The 19450-nt window shown below is 55.8% G+C and carries 14 protein-coding genes and 2 pseudogenes; 11 read left to right on the forward strand and 5 right to left on the reverse strand.

Annotation, left to right across the window (positions count from 1 at the left end; translation table 11 throughout):
* Positions 1 to 120: 120 nt before the first annotated feature.
* The 4 genes and pseudogenes from OHL14_RS03070 to OHL14_RS03085 all read left to right on the forward strand — a co-directional run.
* Positions 121 to 402: pseudogene (locus OHL14_RS03070) on the forward strand (DUF1738 domain-containing protein); the annotation flags it as partial.
* A gap of 501 nt (positions 403 to 903) precedes the next feature.
* Positions 904 to 2163, forward strand: coding sequence for a type II toxin-antitoxin system HipA family toxin (locus OHL14_RS03075; protein WP_263377841.1), 1260 nt, complete (start codon positions 904 to 906; stop codon positions 2161 to 2163).
* Positions 2164 to 2257: 94 nt separating this feature from the next.
* Positions 2258 to 2830, forward strand: a complete 573-nt coding sequence (locus OHL14_RS03080; protein ID WP_263377842.1) for a metallophosphoesterase — start codon at positions 2258 to 2260, stop codon at positions 2828 to 2830.
* 13 nt (positions 2831 to 2843) lie between these two features.
* Positions 2844 to 3497 carry a metallophosphatase domain-containing protein gene (locus tag OHL14_RS03085; RefSeq protein ID WP_263377843.1) on the forward strand — a complete coding sequence of 218 codons (654 nt, stop codon included), beginning with the start codon at positions 2844 to 2846 and terminating at the stop codon, positions 3495 to 3497.
* Positions 3498 to 4649: 1152 nt separating this feature from the next.
* On the opposite strand, the gene OHL14_RS03090 is transcribed toward OHL14_RS03085, so the two are convergent.
* Positions 4650 to 7970, reverse strand: coding sequence for a TonB-dependent receptor (locus OHL14_RS03090; RefSeq protein ID WP_263377844.1), 3321 nt, complete (start codon positions 7968 to 7970; stop codon positions 4650 to 4652).
* A gap of 58 nt (positions 7971 to 8028) precedes the next feature.
* Positions 8029 to 9510, reverse strand: coding sequence for a sulfatase-like hydrolase/transferase (locus OHL14_RS03095; protein ID WP_263377845.1), 1482 nt, complete (start codon positions 9508 to 9510; stop codon positions 8029 to 8031).
* 463 nt (positions 9511 to 9973) lie between these two features.
* Between OHL14_RS03095 and OHL14_RS03100 the strand changes: the two genes are divergently transcribed.
* On the forward strand, positions 9974 to 11302 hold the full coding sequence (locus tag OHL14_RS03100; RefSeq protein ID WP_263377846.1) for a hypothetical protein: 1329 nt from the start codon (positions 9974 to 9976) through the stop codon (positions 11300 to 11302).
* A gap of 135 nt (positions 11303 to 11437) precedes the next feature.
* Here the strand turns inward: OHL14_RS03100 and OHL14_RS20155 are convergent.
* Positions 11438 to 11575, reverse strand: a pseudogene (locus OHL14_RS20155) (hypothetical protein); the annotation flags it as partial.
* Positions 11576 to 12299: 724 nt separating this feature from the next.
* Here OHL14_RS20155 and OHL14_RS03105 point away from each other — a divergent pair.
* Complete coding sequence (locus OHL14_RS03105) at positions 12300 to 12923, forward strand: hypothetical protein (RefSeq protein ID WP_263377847.1); 624 nt, start codon at positions 12300 to 12302, stop codon at positions 12921 to 12923.
* Between the two features lie 57 nt (positions 12924 to 12980).
* On the opposite strand, the gene OHL14_RS03110 is transcribed toward OHL14_RS03105, so the two are convergent.
* Positions 12981 to 13502, reverse strand: coding sequence for a hypothetical protein (locus tag OHL14_RS03110; protein ID WP_263377848.1), 522 nt, complete (start codon positions 13500 to 13502; stop codon positions 12981 to 12983).
* Positions 13503 to 13585: 83 nt separating this feature from the next.
* Here OHL14_RS03110 and OHL14_RS20160 point away from each other — a divergent pair, with 83 nt between their 5' ends.
* Positions 13586 to 13876 carry a helix-turn-helix domain-containing protein gene (locus tag OHL14_RS20160; protein WP_396270788.1) on the forward strand — a complete coding sequence of 97 codons (291 nt, stop codon included), beginning with the start codon at positions 13586 to 13588 and terminating at the stop codon, positions 13874 to 13876.
* A 26-nt stretch (positions 13877 to 13902) separates the two neighbouring features.
* On the opposite strand, the gene OHL14_RS20165 is transcribed toward OHL14_RS20160, so the two are convergent.
* On the reverse strand, positions 13903 to 14109 hold the full coding sequence (locus tag OHL14_RS20165; protein ID WP_396270790.1) for a helix-turn-helix domain-containing protein: 207 nt from the start codon (positions 14107 to 14109) through the stop codon (positions 13903 to 13905).
* A 277-nt stretch (positions 14110 to 14386) separates the two neighbouring features.
* On the opposite strand from OHL14_RS20165, the gene mobF reads away from it, so the two are divergent.
* The 4 genes from mobF (at position 14387) to OHL14_RS03130 (ending at position 19282) form a co-directional block, all read left to right on the forward strand.
* A complete protein-coding gene (gene mobF, locus OHL14_RS03115) occupies positions 14387 to 17107 on the forward strand; it encodes a MobF family relaxase (RefSeq protein WP_263377849.1) in 2721 nt (906 codons plus the stop codon).
* A 251-nt stretch (positions 17108 to 17358) separates the two neighbouring features.
* Positions 17359 to 17757, forward strand: a complete 399-nt coding sequence (locus tag OHL14_RS03120; protein ID WP_263377850.1) for a hypothetical protein — start codon at positions 17359 to 17361, stop codon at positions 17755 to 17757.
* Entirely contained in the window at positions 17754 to 18473 is a 720-nt protein-coding gene (locus tag OHL14_RS03125) for a nucleotide-binding protein (RefSeq protein WP_263377851.1), read from the forward strand. Before OHL14_RS03120 ends, OHL14_RS03125 begins: the two co-directional genes overlap by 4 nt.
* Positions 18470 to 19282, forward strand: coding sequence for a hypothetical protein (locus tag OHL14_RS03130; protein WP_263377852.1), 813 nt, complete (start codon positions 18470 to 18472; stop codon positions 19280 to 19282). Before OHL14_RS03125 ends, OHL14_RS03130 begins: the two co-directional genes overlap by 4 nt.
* The last annotated feature ends 168 nt before the right edge of the window (positions 19283 to 19450 follow it).

Below are 19450 nucleotides of genomic sequence, written 5' to 3' on the forward strand. Positions count from 1 at the left end.
GTTGAGCGTGCTTTTGCAGGAGACCCTAAATGCAGCAAACATGAATCCAGATCGGGCGCGAGTGGAACGCGATCCCGATGACCCCGACGGTCAAAGCTTGCTGCTCTGGTATCCCACCGTGAACTCGCCCACGAGATGCTCCATAAGGCCGAGCGGCGTACCGCGACGACCAAGACAGTGAGAGAGACAGAGGCCGAGGCTATCGCGTTTGTCGTGGGGACGACCATCGGACTCAGCACGGGCCGGGCGTCAGCCGATTACATCCACCTGTACCACGGCAACGCAGCTCTTCTCACCGAGAGCCTTGAGGTCATCCAGAGGACATCGGCGGTCATCCTGTCGGCTCTGGAATCGGCCGCGTCAGCCTCCTCGCGTGAGTCTTCATTGGCGGAGGCCAGTTGATTCATGGGCCGCCGAGCCCGCCTTTGGCGGGCTCGGCACTTCTTTAAGAGGCCCGTCTTCCCACACTGAAAGCTGCTCTCACCAAGTGAGAGCGGTCTTTTTTCTGCCCACCCGACGGTCTGAATGCACTCCATATCCGTCAGAGTTACCGAACGGGAATGAAGCCTCAGCTTACAGACAATTTCAGCCGAAAGTTCCCGTTCGGGGTATTCTTGCCCTTAACGCATTCTGTTCATGCTAAGATTCCCGTACGGGAATCTTAGAGGTGCCATGAAAATAACAGTTGAGCAAATTGGGGCACTAATTCGAGCGACTCGGAAGGGGCTCGGGGTTACTCAGAGGGAGTTGGCGTTGACCTCGGGTACGGGGTTGCGTTTCGTCGTGGACCTCGAACGGGGTAAAGAAACGTGCGAGATCGGGAAGGCTCTGACCATCCTCCAAACGCTGGGAATCAAGCTGACGCTCGTTCCGCCTTCAGCGGCAGGGAAAGGAGAATAGCGCATGGCTAAGACCCTAGATGTTTACCTGCACAGCGAGTTCGTTGGCCACCTCACTCAGGACAATGGCGGCCAGATGATCTTCCAGTACGCGGAGAGTTGGCTGGAAAGACCAGGGGCGGCTCCTCTGTCACAGTCGTTGCCACTGCGTAAAGAACGCTTCTCCCGGAACGAGTGCCGAGGATACTTTGGCGGCATCCTGCCGGAAGAGAGCAAGCGCGAGATCATCGCCCGCAATCTCGGCATCAGCGCCCGCAATGACTACGCCATGCTGGAGCAGATCGGCGGTGAGTGCGCCGGAGCCGTCACCTTCGTTTCTGTAGGCGAACCGTTGCCGGAGAGCGACTACCGTTACCGAACGCTTTCCAGCGAAGAACTCGCCGCCGTCCTCAGAGAGCTTCCCAAGCGTCCGCTGCTCGCCGGCGAAGAGGGAATCCGGCTTTCGCTTGCTGGGGCGCAAGATAAGGTTGCAGTGCGCGTTGATGGCGGCGAGATCTCGCTCCCCCTGGGTGGAGCGCCAAGCACCCATATTTTGAAACCAGGCGGAGATCGATTCGAGGGAGTGGTCGCCAACGAGGCGCTCTGTATGAAGCTCGCTGCCGCTATCGGGATTCCGACAGCGAAGGTAGAGGCGCGCAGTGTCGAAGGCATGGAGTACCTGCTGGTGGAGCGTTACGACCGCATCTACCGTGCGGACCTTGGACAAGAGCCGGTTCTTGAGCGACTGCATCAGGAGGACTTCTGTCAGGCGTTGGGGATTGTCTCGGAGATGAAGTATCAGAAGGAGGGCGGGCCGTCGCTCAAGCAATGCTTTGCTTTGCTGCGCGAGGTTTCGAGTACCCCTGTCATCGACCTCTCTCGGTTGCTCGACGAGGTGATATTCAACTATCTCGTCGGAAACAACGATGCCCACGGCAAGAACTTCTCCCTGCTCTACCGAGGCATTGGAACCGGCGATATGCGGGTCAGTTTGTCGCCTCTGTATGACAGCCTCAGTACCGTCTACTATCCCGAGGTCAGCCGGTCCATGGCGATGAAACTTGGCGGTCAATACTCATCCGAGAAGGTGATGCCACCCAACTTCGAGCAGTTTGCAGAAGAAGCGGGGCTTGCGAAACCGATGGTACGGCGTCGCGTACTGGAGGTCATGGAAAAGATACTTTCCGCGCTTCCGGCATTGGAACAAGTGGATAACACCACTGAAGCAATAGCGCGTCTCATAGTCGGGCGGTGCGATCATGCCAAGCGACTTTTACTAGGCTAGAGCTCGCAATCAAGCATCAATATGGATCATGAGCTATCCGAAAGATGAACACGACTTCAATTAGAGAGAGCAAGGTTTCTGCAAATACGGCGTTATGGCTGACACTTGGTTTACGTCCGACTTTCATCTGGGGCACTTCAATATCATTCGCTACTGCAACCGTCCGTTCGCAGACACGCGGGAGATGAACGCGGCCATCTTGGAACGTCTGAATGCGTTGGTAAAGCCAGCTGACGTGCTCTATTTCCTCGGTGACTTCTGCATGGGCGGTCCGGAGGCTGTTGCCTTCTATCGCGATCAGATCGCCTGCAAGACAATCCACTTCATAGACGGAAACCACGACAGGACGGCGCGGAAGGTACAGCAAATCTTCACTTCTTGGAGTTCTCTGGCCGAGATCAAGGTGTGCAACCAAGGAATCGTTCTCTGCCACTATGCCATGAAGGTGTGGGCGCAACACTCGCGCGGGACGTGGCAGCTCTATGGACATTCACATGGCAACCTGCCGGATGATCCGCTGTCGCTTTCGATGGACGTTGGAGTGGATAGCCACGACTTTCGCCCTTGGCACTTCGATGAGATTCAAGCGGTCATGAAGGTCAAGGCAGAAGCGAAAGCGAAGCATATTGAGGTAGGGAAGACGATGGCGGGAAAGTACGAAATGTAGGGGGCTACCGACGATGGCGAAAGTGCGAATTATCTGTATCAGCGATACACACGGACAACACGCCGGTCTCCGCTTGCCCGAGGGTGACATCCTGATTCATGCGGGTGATTTCATGACCTATGGCAATGCGCCGGGCGAGATCATCGACTTCAATGCATGGCTCGGCCGGCAACCTCATACGCACAAGATTCTCATCGCGGGAAACCATGATCGCTTGTTCGAGTCGCACTCGATGCCAGCTCGCGCCCTCATCACAAATGGCGTCTATCTGGAGGACTCTGGGGTCGAAGTGGAAGGTCTGAAGTTCTGGGGATCACCCGTGCAGCCGCCCTTCAACAACTGGGCTTTCAACGTACAGCGTGGGGCGCCGATACGCCGACATTGGGACAAAATCCCGATGGGGACAGATGTCCTGGTGACTCATGGACCGCCCTTCGGAATTCTCGATCAATCTCGCCCGATGACCGACCATTTGGGTTGCGAAGAATTGGCAGAAGTCGTTGAAAAGGTCGCGCCCAGGTTGCATCTCTTTGGGCATATCCATGGAGGACACGGGCGTGTGCGTGGTAGCAATGGATGCGAATTCGTGAATGGTTCTGTGCTGAATGAACACTACATGCTGGTGTATGAGCCGCAGGTCGTTGATTTGGAGATTCTTGGCCGATAACGGCTGTAGCGGGCTCGATTATCCATGCAAAATGAAAACTTCCCTTTCGATTTGCATGGTTTACGCGTCCATACAGAGCGATTGGTGTGCTTCCGTCTCAGAGCAAGACTTCTGTGCTGCTGCGCAGCGGGTGCAATGCCGACACGTCACCCCCCGAATGGGAACTATAGGGGAACCTGCGATTCCCCTGCGGAAACGCTTCTGGAATGAGCGGGCTACGGCCCACTACCAGCGAAAGGGCTGGTGTCTACGGGTTGCTGTGGGTGAATGTGAGTGGAATGAACGACGAAGGGGAAGAACCGGCGTTAGGTGATTGCTCTACGTAAATGCGGCGGTTACTGTGCGGGAACGTATTCAAAACACAGGGGCAGGCTTCGTTGGCCGCAGTACTCTACGCTCCAGCGTCCGTCAAGGCTCTGAGCTGCGCTTCGACCGCTGGCGCGGCACTGCGTGGCCTTGACCGACGCCTCCGCTGCGGGTGTCGCTAATTATGAGGAACATGGCTGCTCCTCGGCTCTCAAGAGAACCGAAGTGCGACTGGGGAGCCATCGAGCGGCATGGGCGGGGCCAGCGGCAGCGCAGTGAGAGGTAGACACCATCCCTAAGCCTGTCGGCTTAGGAGTGCAGATACAAAATCAAAACACGAACAGTTATCGAACAGGCTCGAACATAATCCGAAAACGTTCGAGGTCCGTTTGAGAATCGTCCGAAGAGCACCCCAAAAGGCGACCTGCCGTGCGAACACAAAACTGCACTCCGCACAGACGTTCCAAAAGACCTCTCTCTTAGCATCTTGCTTGCCCGTGACCTTCGAGCCGTCAGCAGGACTTTTGGAGATCGAGTGTCGAGGGGATCATTTGTTGAATGGGGCCGCTCTTGCCATCCCAAGGCTACGTTCTCGATAAATCGTAACCTTATAGACTCGGTCGCCAGACTTTCAATTGAAACGTTCTGAAGTGAGAGCCCTGCGACTTGTTTGCCGTGGTCGATGAAGGCTTACTTGAATTAGTGAGGACTTGTGTAGCAGGCGGGGTCATCAATAATACAGATCCACCCGTTAGTACCGAGGAGTACAGATCCAAATGATATGTCGACTCAGCGAGCCTACTAGGAAGCTCGCTGAGTCGCCACATCATGAGGGAAGGATGGCAGCTAGAAGGTCAACCTTACTGCGGCCTGCAACTGACGCTGCGTACCGGCGGACGTGATCGTGCCGAAAGCTGTTGATCCGAGAGTAAGGTTTGGAGTGCTGAACTGCGGGTGGTTCAGTACATTGAAGCCTTCCAAACGGAAATTTAGGTTCGAGTCTTTCCAGTGGGGCACTGGGAAGTTGCGTTGAATGTTGGCGTTTAGCTGGTTCTGGCCAGGAGCGTAGACCGAGCCCTTGCGCGAGTTTCCGAAGGTGAATTGCGGCTGGCCCACGAAGCACTGCGTATTGAACCACTTCGCGATGGTACGGGGAGCGCCCGCGTTGGCATCGCAGGTACGGTTAGGACGGTTCGTTTGGCCTGAGTTCGCCAGATCGCTTTCGCCGGGAGTTACAGGCGCACCACTCTGCCAGGTGTAGATAGGAGACACGACCCAGCCACCCAGGACGGCAGACGCAATTCCGTTGTTGGCGAGCAACGCATGGTTGTGACCGAAGGGTGACTCGAAAGCACCGGTTAGCGCATAACGAAGGTGGATATCGTAGTCGCTCGGGCCCCAGTTGCTGGCGTGGTCGTAGGAGTTCTGGAGAGCATCGCTGTTGCCGCAGGTGTCGCAGGTATCGAGCGAGTTGCCGAGAAGGTTGAAGCTGCGACCGTAGGTGAGCGAGTTGCGAAACTCAACTCCATGCGAGAAGCGCTTCTCCAGCTTCGCCGAAACGCCTTCATACTGCGAGGCGTTCCAATCGCCGATCTGGTTGACTGCCGACTGCGTTACTGCGGAGAGCGGTCGACGAGACTGAACGGTCGTCGCGTTTAGGACGAGCGGCTGATTGACGTTCGAGGCGCCGAGCAGATGGATAGCGTGATTGCCAACGTAGTTGACCTCTACGAGCATGTTGCTTGGAAGCTGCTTCTGCACGGAGAGACTCCACTCCTGCACATAGCCTGTGCGCATATGCGTATTCCAGCTCGTAAGGCCACCTGTGTAGGTGGGTAGCAGTACAAACGAGGCCGGAGTAACCGGAACAGGACGAGGGATTGTCTGCGTGGCGGACAGATAGAACGCGGTGCTGGTGTTGATCTGATCGCTCGACTGGTTGATGGCTCCGTAGTTATTGTAGGGCGGATTGTTGGAGAGGCGGCTCGTAATGCCGGAGCCTTGATCCTGGGCGTAGAAGATGCCATACGACGAACGGACGGTCATGTCCTTCACGTGAGGCACTCGATACGCGAGACCCACGCGGGGAGCAATGTTATTCGTGTCGGTGTAGATAAGGGCTCGCGGCAGCCGCGTGTCGAGACCCGCCTTGATGTACTGCAGGTACAGCGGCGAGTTGACGTCTGTGACGAAGTTCCCCAAGCCGTTATTGGTGTCGTAGAAAGGCGTGAAGACCTCGTACCGAAGACCGTAGTTCAGCGTCAGGTTTGGAGTGACGGTCCATTGATCATTTGCGTAACCACCGTAATACCAGCCGCGCTCCTGGCTATGGAGAGTGGTCCCAGTCCCTACGCTGTTGGCATAGCCGAGCAGAAAATCGGCGACGGCACTGCCCGATGTCGTCCTCGTAGCCGATGTGGTGGGTAATTGGGTGAAGGCGCCGGTAAAGGTGAGAGAGCCCCTTCCGTTGGAGGCTGCCGACGTGTTGGGGCGAATCCAGAGAACCTCACCACCAAACTTCCAGAGATGCGAGCCATGGGACCAACTGACGTTATCTGCCCAATCCCATACGCCAGACGTCTTGCTGAGAGGCGAGTTGCCGACAGCCTCCGAGCCGAGGGAGCCAAAGTTAGTCACGTTGAAGATCGGAATTCCTTCCGTGATGGCCGCGTCGAGCAGGCCCGGGATGTACGAATTCAACGGTAGCGTACCCTGCCCATGGTCATTGACCGTGGTCCAGGAGAAGCGCAGATCGTTGAGCAGGTTTGAGGTGATGATGCGGGTGTAACCCAGCCCCAGCCCCTTTGAATCGACGCGGCTGTTGCCTGGATCCTGCGCACCCGGAAGGCCAACGCCAGTAAACGTGTTATTCAGCGTTTCTCCGTAGCGCACAAAAGCGCTATTCCTGGCATTGAGCACCCAATCGAGACGACCGATGCCGTTCTTCGTATCGGCGAGGCTGGGGATGTTGTAGTCGTAGTAATGGGTGAAGCCGTCTGCACTGACGTCGTTCGCATGGGGATACAGATTTACCAGTTGCTGACCAAGCGCGTTGATGCTGGTCGGTAGTATTTTGTTCCCGGCAAATTGAGCGCGCGTGTACGTCGTGCCGACCAGCGTCGTTGTGCTCGGATCGTAGATCGGATATTTGGATTGCGAGAAGTCTCCCGTGCGCTCAAGGTCCGAGGGCACAACACCTTTGTTGAAGGTCGAGGCTTTAGTGTGGACGCCTTCATATGCGGCGAAGTAAAAAAGCTTGTCCTTGATGATGTGGCCGCCGAGACTGCCACCGTACTGATTCTGCACGAGCTGAGGCTTACGCGGAGCGGACACGGGGTTGTAGAAGTATGTCTTGGCGTCGGCTGCGTCATTACGGATGAAGTCGTAGGCGGAGCCGTGATATTTGTTCGTGCCGCTCTTGGTGATCGCGTTGACTACAGCGCCAGCGGAGGCACCGAACTCAGCCGAGTAGTTCGAGGTCTGGACGGTGAACTCCTGCAGGGCGTCAAGCGGTGGTCGCACCATGTCTCTCTGCTCGTTATCGAGGCCACGGAGATAGTTCACGTTGCGTGCACCGTCAAGAAGAAAGGCGTTTTGCAGGCCGTTGTTTCCGTAGGCCACAAAGCTATTGTCGCGTCCTCCATTCTCCGGCACGACGCCGGGGATGTAGTTGGCGGCCTGGATATAATTGCGGCCGTTGAGGGGAATGTCCGTAAGTTCCTTGGCTTCGATGACCTGCTGCACGGTCTGTGACTTGTCTTCGATCAGCGGCGTCTCGCCGGTGATGGTCACCGAGTCAGTAGACGCACCAATCTGCAACGCAGGGGTAAGGGTGACGGTAGCGCCCACCTGCACATCGACGGCAACCTGCTGGAAGGTCTTGAACCCTTGCAGACTGACCTCTATGTTGTATCGGCCTGGAGGCACTTGGGGAACATTCGCAATGCCGTCCGTGTTGCTCTTCAGCTGGCGGATCTGTGCGCCTGTGTCTGTGCCGGTGACGGTTACAACGACATCGGGAAGGACCGCGCCCGTGGTGTCTGTGACGCGGATGCTGATTGAACCCGTCGAGTTCTGGGCGTAGCTGGTGCTGGCGCTGATCGTAATCATTCCGACAAACATGAGAAGTTCAACGCTGATTCGTAGGATCAATTTTATATTTTTCATGGGTTTTCCTTGCGAAACGTATGCGGCCTGAAAGTTGAATCAATTGACTGATTGGGAGCTAGTAGTTATTTCCCGGCCCGACTTTGGGAGGGTTGTTGAGGGAGATGGGATCGCCGAGGGCACGCTGCATCTTCGTGAGTCGTGAGACCATGTCGCTCTTGACTGTGGCATAGGCCGGGTCATCCACGAGGTCGTGCATCTCCCACGGATCGTTCTCGATATCGAATAGCTGGTAGCGGCGAATCGGAATGTAGAAGATGAGCTTGTGCTTTTCCGTGCGTAGGCTCCGCTGCAGCACATTCAGCCACCCGAACATAGCGTCATAGGGCGGCTGCGCGTCTTCGCTTAGCAGTAGAGGCCTCAGGCTATAGAACTCCACGTGTGGAGGAACAGGGAGACCGGCGAGCTCACACGTGGTGGCATACAGGCAGTGCTGGTAGACCATCTTGTCAATTCGTTTGCCCGGCGTGATTCCGGGCCCGCGAAGGATGAGCGGCATCCGCATGGAGCATTCATACTGGTTCTGCTTTCCCATGAGTCCGTGCTCGCCAACAGCGAGTCCGTGATCCGCAGTGAAAACGACGTACGTATTATCGGCATGGCCGGAATGTTCGAGCTCGTCTAATACTCGGCCAACCTGCGCATCCATATGCGAGATGATTGCGTAGTATTCCTTGCGGTGCGTCTTGACGGCAAGCTCGGTTCGCGGGAAAGGTGCAAGCTCCTCGTCGCGCGTGTGGAAGTCACCCTGATCGAAGGGGTGCTGTGGCAGGTAGTTGGGGGGCAGCTCAATCTTGTCGACGTCATATAGAGCCTGGAATTCCTCTGGTGCCTGGCGAGGATCATGGGGCGCGTTGAATGCCATGTAGGCGAAGAAGGGCTGCTTGGGAGAGCCTCGTTGAGACCGGAGAAAAGCGATCGCGGAGTCGGCGTAGACCTCCGAGGAATGCTTCGTTCCGGTATCGGCGGGATCGAGCCAAAGCTTCTTGTCGAGCCAGTGACCTTTGAGGCTGCGATCGGTGGGACTCCAAGTGTTGTCGGGTGCTGGGCGATGGTACATGTTCGGCGTCGAATTCAGAAAGCCTGGCGCTACCGTGGCCATATCGGAGAAGGATCGTGACAGGGAGACGGCATCGAGGTGCCACTTGCCGGTGATGAAACTTTTGTATCCTGCCTCCCGGAAGGTCTGTCCCCATGTTGGAATGCTGGCGGCCTGGTCGCCCGGCAACGCTTTTTCCGCTTTGAATGGCGATAGCCCGGTGTGCAGCATGGTTCGGCTGGCGACGCAGACCGCACCGGTCCACGAACCCGAGTGGAAGCAGTGCGTAAAGTGGCTGCCGCTTTTTACAAGCCGGTCAAGGTTCGGCGTATGCACCTCCGGATTGTTGATTGAGTTGATGGTCCGAAACATCAGATCGTCGGCGACGATGATAAGGAAGTTTGGCCGACGAGCTCCCGATGTTGGGGGGGGAGCGACTCCCCGCGCCTGGGCGGCAACCGCCGCTGCTGCCGAAAGCCCGATGAAATTTCTGCGATTCATAAGAGTCCTGTTCACTTCAGTTGAGAGTGGTTCGATTCAGTTTGAAAAAAAGGGAGGCAGGAGAGACACCGCATAGGAACAGCGGCGCACCTCTTTCGTAAGGGGAATACAGGATTTTCACGGTGTGACACCCGTGAAAACCACGAATTCAGGCACACTCTGGCGATAGGCGAGAGCGCAACGATTCAGATTAGGCGGGGTGATGGATGTACGCTGGACCGGCTGGAAAGCCTATCTCTATCGACAACGCGCGCATCCACGGGTACACACCTGGCAGCGACAGCTGCAGCGGGTGAGACATGTGGAGACGCGGCGGGTAACCATGTTGTCTAGCTTGGCGGAGCTGCTGTTCTTTGTCAACCGCTTCTGACCGTGAGCCACTCGAAGCGACGATCAAGAAGAGCGGGCACGGGCACATCGGGACAACTTGAACGCTATAGTGTGAAGGTGTTACAAACAGGCGGTGAATTCAGTGTCTGTAGAGCCAGTCAGCGATCAAAACGTCGTTCAACTGCGTCGCGTTCTGGCGAGTCGAACGTTCGCGAAAGCTCCGCGTCTCTGCTCTCTGCTGGAGTTCATCGTCCTTCACTCCGTTGAAGGACACCACTCGGAACTGAGCGAGCAGCAGATTGGCATCCATGTCTTTGGCAAGGTTCCTGGATACAACTCGTCAGAGGACACGATCGTCCGAGGCACCGCACGGCATCTTCGCCAGCGGCTTGACCAGTACTACGCAACCGAAGGCGTAAACGACCAGATCAGGATAGACATTCCTCGGGGTGGCTATGTGGCGGTCTTCTCGGAGATTTCAGTGGGGAGCGCTCTCCGGTCGAATACACAGTCGGTTTCCTCTTTGGACGGAACCCATCGCTCCGCCTTTGCGGAAGACTCGGATCGCAGATCCCCATTCATGCGCAAGATACGGCTGCTTGAATCTGCGACCATCGTCCTGTTGCTGGCAGTCGTTGGACTCGCCATCGCCTACGTTCAGCAGAGGCACGCAACAGCAGATGTCGTCGCCCCACTTGGCCCTCAGCCTCTATGGCATGCAATTTTTCCGGGGAGTCTCAAGACGCTTATCGTGCCGGGGGATGCGAGTCTGGATACCTTCATTGCATGGGAGCAGCGCGGAGTTTCGCTTGAGCAATATGCGACACAGGTGTACCAGGGACAGACCACCGTTACGCGCGTCCCCACCCATCGGGACGTTCCGCTCAGTGTCCGTTCCGAGACGCCCATGGCTGATCTTGTGATGGTTGCCACCCTGGTACGCGCCTCAGAGCGCATGGGAGAACCAAAGGTAGGAAGCTCCATCGAGTTGCGCTACGCCCGTGATGTGGCAGTCGCGGACACGCACAACAATAACCTCATCCTCATCGGAGCAGAGTCGTTCGATCCGTGGGTCACGCTCTATCAGAAAGACATGGACTTCACCGAGCACTGGAACTATGCCAACGACGTCTATCGCATCGAAAACCGGGCGCCAAAATCGGGGGAACTACCCCTCTACGCATACGACAGGCGAGCCCGAGAGCCGCAGAAGTCATTCACTCACATCGCCCTCTTGAATAACTCGCAGGGAGTCGGACGTGTGTTGATCATCGAAGGCACCACCATGGGCTCCACTTACGGCGCCGTGAACTTCTTTACGAATGAGTCCCTATGGGCGCCGGTCATGCAACAAGCTATGGATAAAACCGGAAAACTTCGCAACTTTGAAGTGCTGCTGAGCGGCGACATGATTCATGGGGGAATGGGAAACACCAAAGTCATTGCAGTCCACGTTCACTAGCGTCATTCGAGATTTAGATATCCGCTACATCTGGGGAAGGCGTGGATGTGCCTGAGCAGATTGCCGGCGACATTTACGGGATCTCCGGCGATCGCCTTCGGATCCATCTCCGAAGTGTTTGTAGAAGCTGGCCTTCTACGCCCGGTGAAGGAAAGAATCGGCGTTAAAACCTGCCGCGTGGTTATTCTTCATCTCCGCCAGCACAGCCTGCTTCGTCGGTTCCAAGACACAATCCATACTCCTAAGAACGGTGAAGGGCAGGATCACCTTCCCATATTCGTGGGCTTATGTCGCTTTCATGGGATCGGCGGGTACTCTTGGTCACTTCACGAGCGCCTTTTTTCGAAAGCGTCATGTGAGTGGTAAGTGTTCAGCGCGCCGACTTTGGTTATTAATTTCCAAGTTCCAAAATGGAAATCACGCGCTATAATGGCTGTCATGCAAGGTCAAGACATAGCGCTTCTCCTTCAACTGTCGATTCAGGATGGGCCACAGATCTTCTCGAAGGACCTCGCTGCGAATCTCTGCATCTCCCCATCTGAGGTCTCCAAAGCGCAAAAACGCTGCGTGGAGTCAGGTCTTCTGTACATATCCGGTGGTGAGAAAAGGGTGAACCGCTCAGGGCTGATGGAATTTCTCGCCCACGGACTGCGCTACGCTTTCCCTGCAGTACGAGGTTCGATGGTACGTGGTGTACCTACCGGAGTGGCTGCAGAACCGTTGAGGTCCCGTTTCCTGGAGGATAAGGACCCTCCGGCCGTCTGGCCCTATCCAGACGGAAAGGTCAGAGGAATTGCACTGATCCCTTTGTACGCCGGAGCCCCAAAAGCTTCTCTAAGGGATTCCAAGCTCTATAGTGCTCTCGCGCTAGCCGATGCGATTCGTGAGGGGAGGACGCGCGAAAAGAATTTGGCTGTTGAGTTACTTAGAGAGCTTCTGCATGCCTGATCCGAATCTACCTCTCCTGGAAGACGCTGTCCGCAAGCTTGCGCCATTTTTGGAAGAGATCGTCTTCGTTGGCGGCATAACGTTGGGACTGCTCATCACCGATGAAGGTGCCGCCCCTATTCGTGCTACCACCGACGTGGACGTAATAGCGGAGATTGTCACGTACGCGGACTACATTGCGTTTTCTGACCGTCTTCGCCAGGCACATTTTACGGAAGACGATGGAGAGAACGCGCTCACCTGCCGCTGGCACCACGGCTCTTTGACGCTCGATGTGCTCGCGCTAAGAAAAGAGGTGCTGGGCTTCACAAACATTTGGTATGAGCCCGCGCTCAAGCATGCGAACGTAATCAACTTGCCCAGTGGGCGATCCATCCGAATCATCTCGGCTCCTTTCTTTCTAGGAACGAAGATGGAAGCATTTCGCGGGCGTGGAAAGATGGACTACCTCGCCAGCCACGACCTTGAGGACTTTGTCGCAGTGATCGAGGGACGAGAAAGCATACTCCGAGAAATCGAAGATTCTCCGAAGCCATTGCGTGACTATTTGGCCCAAGCTGCAAGAGACTTGCTTGCAGCATCGAAGTTCCTCGATGCACTCCCAGGCTTTGTTCTAGACGATGGCCGAGTCCCGCTGGTCCTTGAGCGTCTCCAATCGATCACGACGCTATGACTCTTTGAGGAAGGGTGCCTATGGATTTGATAACTTTTGCGAGGAAATGACTGCTAATCAGTCGGCCGCATCAGGGTCACTTTCCGCTGCCGATTCCAAATCGTCGAGAAAGCGTATGCGCGGTTCTTGTCCGCTATTGACCCGTTCCGTCTCCAAGTCTCGGACTTTGAGGTATATGTCCTCAGGATTGGTGAGGTCAATCTCTTCCGTGCGGCACAGGCTTTCAAAGATCCATCCTTCGAGATGCTCGATGTCGGCCATCTGATCGAGAATCGCGCTTGTAAATGCGGAGCGGACTTTTTGGATGAGGCACTCGCAGTAAAAGGCTTCCTCCACCGGCTCATTGAGAGCTGCATCTATCAATCTCAGCAGATCGATCATTCGTTGTGCGCACAGATTGAAGTTGTGTAGGTGCTCGTAAAGTGGGAAGCGCAGAGTGAGATCGCCGTTATCGAGGTGAGCCGTCGCGCTTTTCCAGGCATGTCTACGTTCAGCCACGACATGACTCTTTTTGAACAACTCGGCAATATGCTGCCTTGTGGCAGTAGGGGAAGAAGGGATATTTTTAGAGACAGCCATATCGTCGCCTTTCTCGGAAGGTGAGGTGTGGTCAGGGACATGTCAGTGTTCCAGCACTAACGTGTCCCGCTTGATCAGTTGTCATGGCTGCTTGCACGCAGCCTTTAGCAGAAAGGTACAAGAATATATTGACTGAGTCAATAGATAGCGCGACTGAATTTAGTCGATTTCTCTCCCAAAAGGAAGCAGCCGACTTGCGTGGCGTATCGAAGCAGGCCATAGCGGCGCTCGTGAAACGAGGGCGTCTATCTACTGTGACAATCGCTGGCCACAAGCTCGTATTGCGCTCAGAGGTCGAGGAGTTTGCTGCTCTGGCACCAGGAAGGCCACCTAAGAAGAAGGCGGCAAAGAAGAGCGCGAAGAAGCAGTCCTGATCAGACTTCTTCGACCGTAGTTTCGGTCATGCGCTCTTCAGCAAGAGATCAGAGCTCCGAAAACGCCATAATTTCCCGACACGGACGCCTCGAACTTCTCCCTTCCGTGCCATCCGCTGCAGGGTTTTAGGATGAACCCTGAGAATTGCGGCAGCTTCGTCTGTATCCAAGTAGGGTTCAGTAGCTGGCCAATCGGAACCGGCTCGCTGCGGTGGTTTCTTTTCAAACTCCATACGTTACCTCCCGGACGTCTTTGAAGCTGTTGAAGAGCGCTTGATGGACAGCAATACCTAATCCTTTCTGTCTATCACTGGTGACGGGCCTGCGGTTATAACTTTTCAGTTCTCAACTATTCCCAAAACTCATAACACCGTTCTGTTGTTGTCCTGAGAGTGCTGATTGTTCCGATTCGCGTCCAATACTTTGTATTTATCAGCTGATAACTCAAAACTATCGCCCCCCGTTAAACCCTTATTGCATCGACATTTCGAACAGCTGTAGCGTCGAAAGATGTTGACGATTCGGGCGATGACCGGTGGCCAAAATTACGCAGCGAGACACCTCGAACACAGTGACTACTACGATCGAGAGCGGACGGTGCAGGGGGAATGGCATGGTCGAGGGGCAGAGCTGCTCGGGCTCAAGGGAGCAGTCACCCATGCGCAGTTCGAGGCGATTCGCGAAGGGCTGCACCCGGACACGCAAGACTTCCTGCGTCCACGCCATAGTGTTGATCGCCTTGGAACGGACGGCTCGGTCGAGAGTAAAGCGCGTTCTTTGTATGACCTGACGCTGTCCGCGCCGAAGTCAGTATCCGTCCAGGCACTTGTGGGAGACGACGAGCGGCTTCTTGAAGCGCATCAGAAGGCCGTCACGGTGGCTCTGCAAGAGGCAGAGCAGTACGCCGGTGTTCGCGTGCGTGTCGATGAAGCAAACCACAACCGTCAGACCGGAAATCTAGTCATTGCTGCGTATACCCACGACAGCAGCCGTCAGCTCGATCCACAGCTCCATACGCACGCGGTAGCCGCGAATCTGAGTTTCGACGGCACGGAGGGACGCTGGAAGGCGCTCCAGGCGTCGGGTTTATATGAGCGACGTGCCTATTTGACCGAGGTGTATCGCAACGAGCTTGCGCGCGAGGTAAGAGCACTCGGCTATGACATCGAGAGCCAGCGGACAGCCAGAGGGGAAGACAATGGATTTGAGATCAAGGGTATTTCGAAAGAGCTGCGGGAGCGCTATTCACAACGCAGTGTGCAACGAGACGAGGCGATCCGGGAATTCGTAGAGACTCAGGGACGACAGCCGACGGACAATGAGGTCGCTGTGCTGGTGCGCGACACCCGTCCCGACAAGCTTCATGAGATCAGCACGAGCGAGGTTCGTGAGCGGCAGCTTGAACGTATCTCTCCGCAGGAAAGACAGACTCTGTCCTCACTTCGTGAGGAAGCAATCGAAAAGGCCCAATCCAGAACTCTGGGGCAGGGCATTGCCTCTTCGTCGCTGCAACATGCAGAAGAACACCTTTTCGAGCGAAAGACAGTAGCGAAGGACCACGAGCTCCTCACGGAAGCTCTGCGCCACGGCAGAGGTTTGATCGAACTTAGAGGGTTGAAAGGCTCCTATGAGCTAGAGGTTTCAAACGGAAGCCTTCTGAAGTCGGGAGGAAACGTCGCCACGCAGTTCAGCCTGGAGCGAGAGCGGACTCTGGTCTCGGCTGTGAACAATGGAATCGGCCAGTACACAAGACTTGGTGGACAGGAGACCTTCCAGGCGGTGGACTCTCTCCGTGACGAGCAGCGCAAAGCCGTCGAGACGATCCTCGACTCGCGTGACCTGGCAGTCAACCTGCGTGGAGCTGCCGGAACGGGGAAGACGGCAACGCTTCGCGAGATTCATCGAGGGCTCCAGGATGCCGGTCGCAAAGTTGTCGCCGTCGCCCCGACTCGAAGCGCTGTTGAGGAACTGCAGAAGGTGGGCCTCAAAGAATCCATGACTATCTCACGACTGCTAGAGGATGAGACCGCCCAGCAGGCACTCCGTGGCAGAGTCTTGATTGTTGACGAAGCAGGCATGGTCTCAGGCCGCCAGATGCAGGGCATACTCGAACTGGCGCAACGTCAGGACGCCCGCATCCTTTTTTCTGGAGACACGAGACAGATACAGAGCGTGGAATCTTCCGATGCTCTACGCATCCTCGAGCGTGAATCGAAGATGACGAGCGTCTCGCTTACGGGGATCCAGCGTCAGTCCAATCCCGAGTATCGTCAGGCCATTCAGACGTTTCGGGAATCTCCTGATGTGGGTTTCGCGAAGCTCGAAGAGCTTGGTGCTTTTCGCGAGGTTCCGTTTCTTGAACGAGCCCAGACCGTGGCCGGCCTGTACCGAGACATGACCTCAGATATGAACAAGAGTGTTCTGGTCGTCGCCGCCACACATGAAGAGATTGGTCGAGTCACTCATGCCATCCGCGAAGAGTTGAAACAGCGTGGAGTTCTCGGACGGGAGGAGACGCTCCAGCGGCACATCCCACTGCAGTGGACCGAGGCACAGAAGAAAGACATCGCGAACTATCAGGAGGGACAGGTGCTGACATTCCATCGATCCTCACGCGGAATCGAAAAGCACGAGTCTCTCACCGTAACGTCTACAAATGGCTACACCATCGTGACGCAGAATAATCATGGGGAAGAGAAGACCGTCGATCTTGGCCAGTCGAGGTCATTCTCGGTCTATGAAAGTAAGGACATCGACATCGCCAACGGAGACAAGCTGCTTCTGACAGCGAATCGCAGAGACGATGGCTTCCGAGCCACGAACGGCGAACTGGTAATGGTGAAAGAAGTCGGCAGCGGCGTTGTGCAACTGGAAGATGGTCGCACGCTGCCCGCAGATTATCGTGAGTTCACGCACGGCTATGCTGTGACCGCGCATCGCAGTCAGGGGAAAACGGTCGACAACGTCATCATCTCCGCAGACGCAATGAAGCAGGAACTCTTCTACGTCTCCGCGTCGCGTGGCCGTGAAAGTATCGCCATCGTCACGTCCAACATGGAACAGCTTCGAGAGTCGGTAGGTGTTTCCATGGCACGTACGTCTGCGATGGAGCTCGCAAACGAAATCACCCAGGCAGTTCCGCCCATAGAGAAGGGCGTGGCTGCGGCGGTGGAGGCGGTCGTGCCAGAGATTGAGATCAACCTCGGAGAGATGCTCGGTCTCGGCTTCTAACGTAAGAATCAAAGTCGCCATCTGTTTTTGCGTTATGAAACAGAGTGGACTCTCAAGAGTTCCTCAAACTTCGCTTCGTGTCTTGAGCGTTCCTTTCGGTTCCTCATCGCTCCGTGCGGGCTTTGAGTGAGACACACACGCCTCCAAAATACCTATGGACATTGAGTATTAGTCCCATCAGAGTGTGTTCAGTGCTCGTCTCGAAGATGTTCGATGACGGGTCGATCTCTCATTGCGTATGGAGAATTGAGATGGATTCCCACTCTAGCCCTAGCCAATCGCCAATCGTCACGGCAGACCTCTTTGATCTGCCTCCGAAGCCACCACGTTCCAAACTCGAACCGCACCGTGAACTGATTCGCCGCCTGCGACGCGGCGGACACACCTATCGCGACATCGCTGCATTGTTCCTAATGAAGATGGGATTTCATGTCGCTCCGAGCACGATCCACTCGTTCGTCAAAGTCCGTGCTCAGCACAAAAAGATAGCGCAGTTCGAACTCCCTTCACCCATAACAGTTGCTGCATCGGATTCGGGTGCCGTACGAGCGTTACAAGCCAAGCCTCAACCCGAGAAGTCGCAGCGGCCACGCTTCGTATTTCGTGAGAATGAACCGCTCACGCTCACCAACAGCGGAGGTGGCAAATGACAAGCAAGCGAGTGATCTTCACGATGGGCGGTAAGGGTGGTGTTGGGAAGACTGGCGCGATCGTTGCTCTGGCAGAGTGGTTTGCCGCGAACCAAGTCTCTGTCACGCTTCTCGATCTCGATACTGAAAACAAGCAGCGCGGATCTCTCAAGCATTTCTTCAACGGCTCAGTCACCAAGGTGAACATACATACCCCGGCAGGCCTGGATGCCTTTGTTGATCATCTGGATAGTGGGGCGGAGATCATTCTTGCGGACATGGGCGCAGGTGCTGGCCAGGTCGCAGCCGAATGGTTTGAAGCGATGTATGACGACGTTGCCGCACTGGGTGTTCGTTTTACGGCGGTCGGAGTCGTCACTCCCGACCCTGCCAGCGTGGAAAGCGTCCTTGCGTGGGCCAGTCATCTCCAGGATCGCGTCGATTACGTCATCGTTGAAAACTCTGCGAGTGCCCTCTCGGACTTCACATACTGGAAGAGCACGGAACAGGCAAAACGTTTTCGAGACGCTTTTTCACCAACGATCCTGCAGATGGAGTTTCGGCTGGCAGAGCTCGAGAATCCGCTTCGCCAGCACGGCGTCAGGCTGGGTGACATCGCAGAACGGAAGACGGCAGTCAGTGAACTGAAGCGTGCTTCGCTTGTCATGCGGGCTCAGAGCTATCGACGCCGGCTATTCGCGGAGTTCGACCGCACCAAGGAGGTCTTCCTGCCATGAGAGACGTTCTTGTAAATGAGACAGCCGAGACTTCAAGCCTTTTTGACTCGCTGGCCCGCCTGGTGCCGGAGGGGTTGCAGACAGAGTATTACCGCGTGGTCGCGCACGCTCAGACTTTGAGCCCGGATGACGAGATGTTGCGTGTACTAGAGGCGATGGGTGTTCTTGCACTCATCGTTCGCCAGACGCCTGCTGACATCGCAGAGCAGCGCGAGAAGATCAAAGGACTTTTGGATCAACACCTGCAAACCACCCGGCAGACCCAACGCAGCATCATCGAGTTGGGTAAGGACATCGACAGTCGTCTCTCCTGTCTTCCCTCGGAGATCGAGATGGGGCTGAATCCAACGCGGATTGCTGGACTTCTTGGGGAGTCTCTACGACAGCATCTGGCCTCCACTGGAATGAAAGAGACGGTTGCCAGCCTTGAACAGGCCGTCACTCTGATGCAAAAGACTCAGCAACACCTCAATTCCGCGTTGAGGGAGGTTGGTGATCCATCCTACGGGATAGCCGCCAAGGTGGAGGATACAAACCGCAGGATCAGCCAGAGCGTTGAGGCTCGTTCTGCCCGCGTCGACGAGTTCCTTCATGAGTTGCGCACAGATCTCTTGAGAGTTTGGATCCCGGTAATCGCTGGTGCATGCCTTGTGCTCGGACTCATCCTCGGAACGTCCTTGCACGCGTGGCGTGATTCTTCACAGCCAACAGTCATGACGGTACCTGCTCAGGTTCCAGATAGTTCTCTCCTGCCTCCAGATTCAATAGAGCAGCCACCGGCGAAAGTCCTTCATCACGGAACCAGATAGCGTCCACGCGTTTGGCCGACAAACGTCCTCGCGCAAATTCAGTCGCAACAAAGCCACGTCTCGCGATTATTTTGACGCACACATATTTACCGACAGTCTAGAGAAGTTGCCGAAAGCTTTGGGGCATGACGTTTCGCACCAGAGCGCGTGTAAGCCCGAATAGGCAAT

This window comes from Granulicella paludicola (assembly GCF_025685545.1).
GTDB classification, from domain to species: domain Bacteria; phylum Acidobacteriota; class Terriglobia; order Terriglobales; family Acidobacteriaceae; genus Granulicella; species Granulicella paludicola.

Bases quoted from the DNA above. Each gene is read 5' to 3' on its own strand.
- OHL14_RS03075 (WP_263377841.1), top strand. From the start codon at position 904: ATGGCTAAGACCCTAGATGTTTACCTGCACAGCGAGTTCGTTGGCCAC.
- OHL14_RS03080 (WP_263377842.1), top strand. From the start codon at position 2,258: ATGGCTGACACTTGGTTTACGTCCGACTTTCATCTGGGGCACTTCAAT.
- OHL14_RS03085 (WP_263377843.1), top strand. From the start codon at position 2,844: ATGGCGAAAGTGCGAATTATCTGTATCAGCGATACACACGGACAACAC.
- OHL14_RS03090 (WP_263377844.1), bottom strand. From the start codon at position 7,970: ATGAAAAATATAAAATTGATCCTACGAATCAGCGTTGAACTTCTCATG.
- OHL14_RS03095 (WP_263377845.1), bottom strand. From the start codon at position 9,510: ATGAATCGCAGAAATTTCATCGGGCTTTCGGCAGCAGCGGCGGTTGCC.
- OHL14_RS03110 (WP_263377848.1), bottom strand. From the start codon at position 13,502: ATGGCTGTCTCTAAAAATATCCCTTCTTCCCCTACTGCCACAAGGCAG.
- OHL14_RS20160 (WP_396270788.1), top strand. From the start codon at position 13,586: ATGGCTGCTTGCACGCAGCCTTTAGCAGAAAGGTACAAGAATATATTG.
- OHL14_RS20165 (WP_396270790.1), bottom strand. From the start codon at position 14,109: ATGGAGTTTGAAAAGAAACCACCGCAGCGAGCCGGTTCCGATTGGCCA.
- mobF (WP_263377849.1), top strand. From the start codon at position 14,387: ATGTTGACGATTCGGGCGATGACCGGTGGCCAAAATTACGCAGCGAGA.
- OHL14_RS03120 (WP_263377850.1), top strand. From the start codon at position 17,359: ATGGATTCCCACTCTAGCCCTAGCCAATCGCCAATCGTCACGGCAGAC.
- OHL14_RS03125 (WP_263377851.1), top strand. From the start codon at position 17,754: ATGACAAGCAAGCGAGTGATCTTCACGATGGGCGGTAAGGGTGGTGTT.
- OHL14_RS03130 (WP_263377852.1), top strand. From the start codon at position 18,470: ATGAGAGACGTTCTTGTAAATGAGACAGCCGAGACTTCAAGCCTTTTT.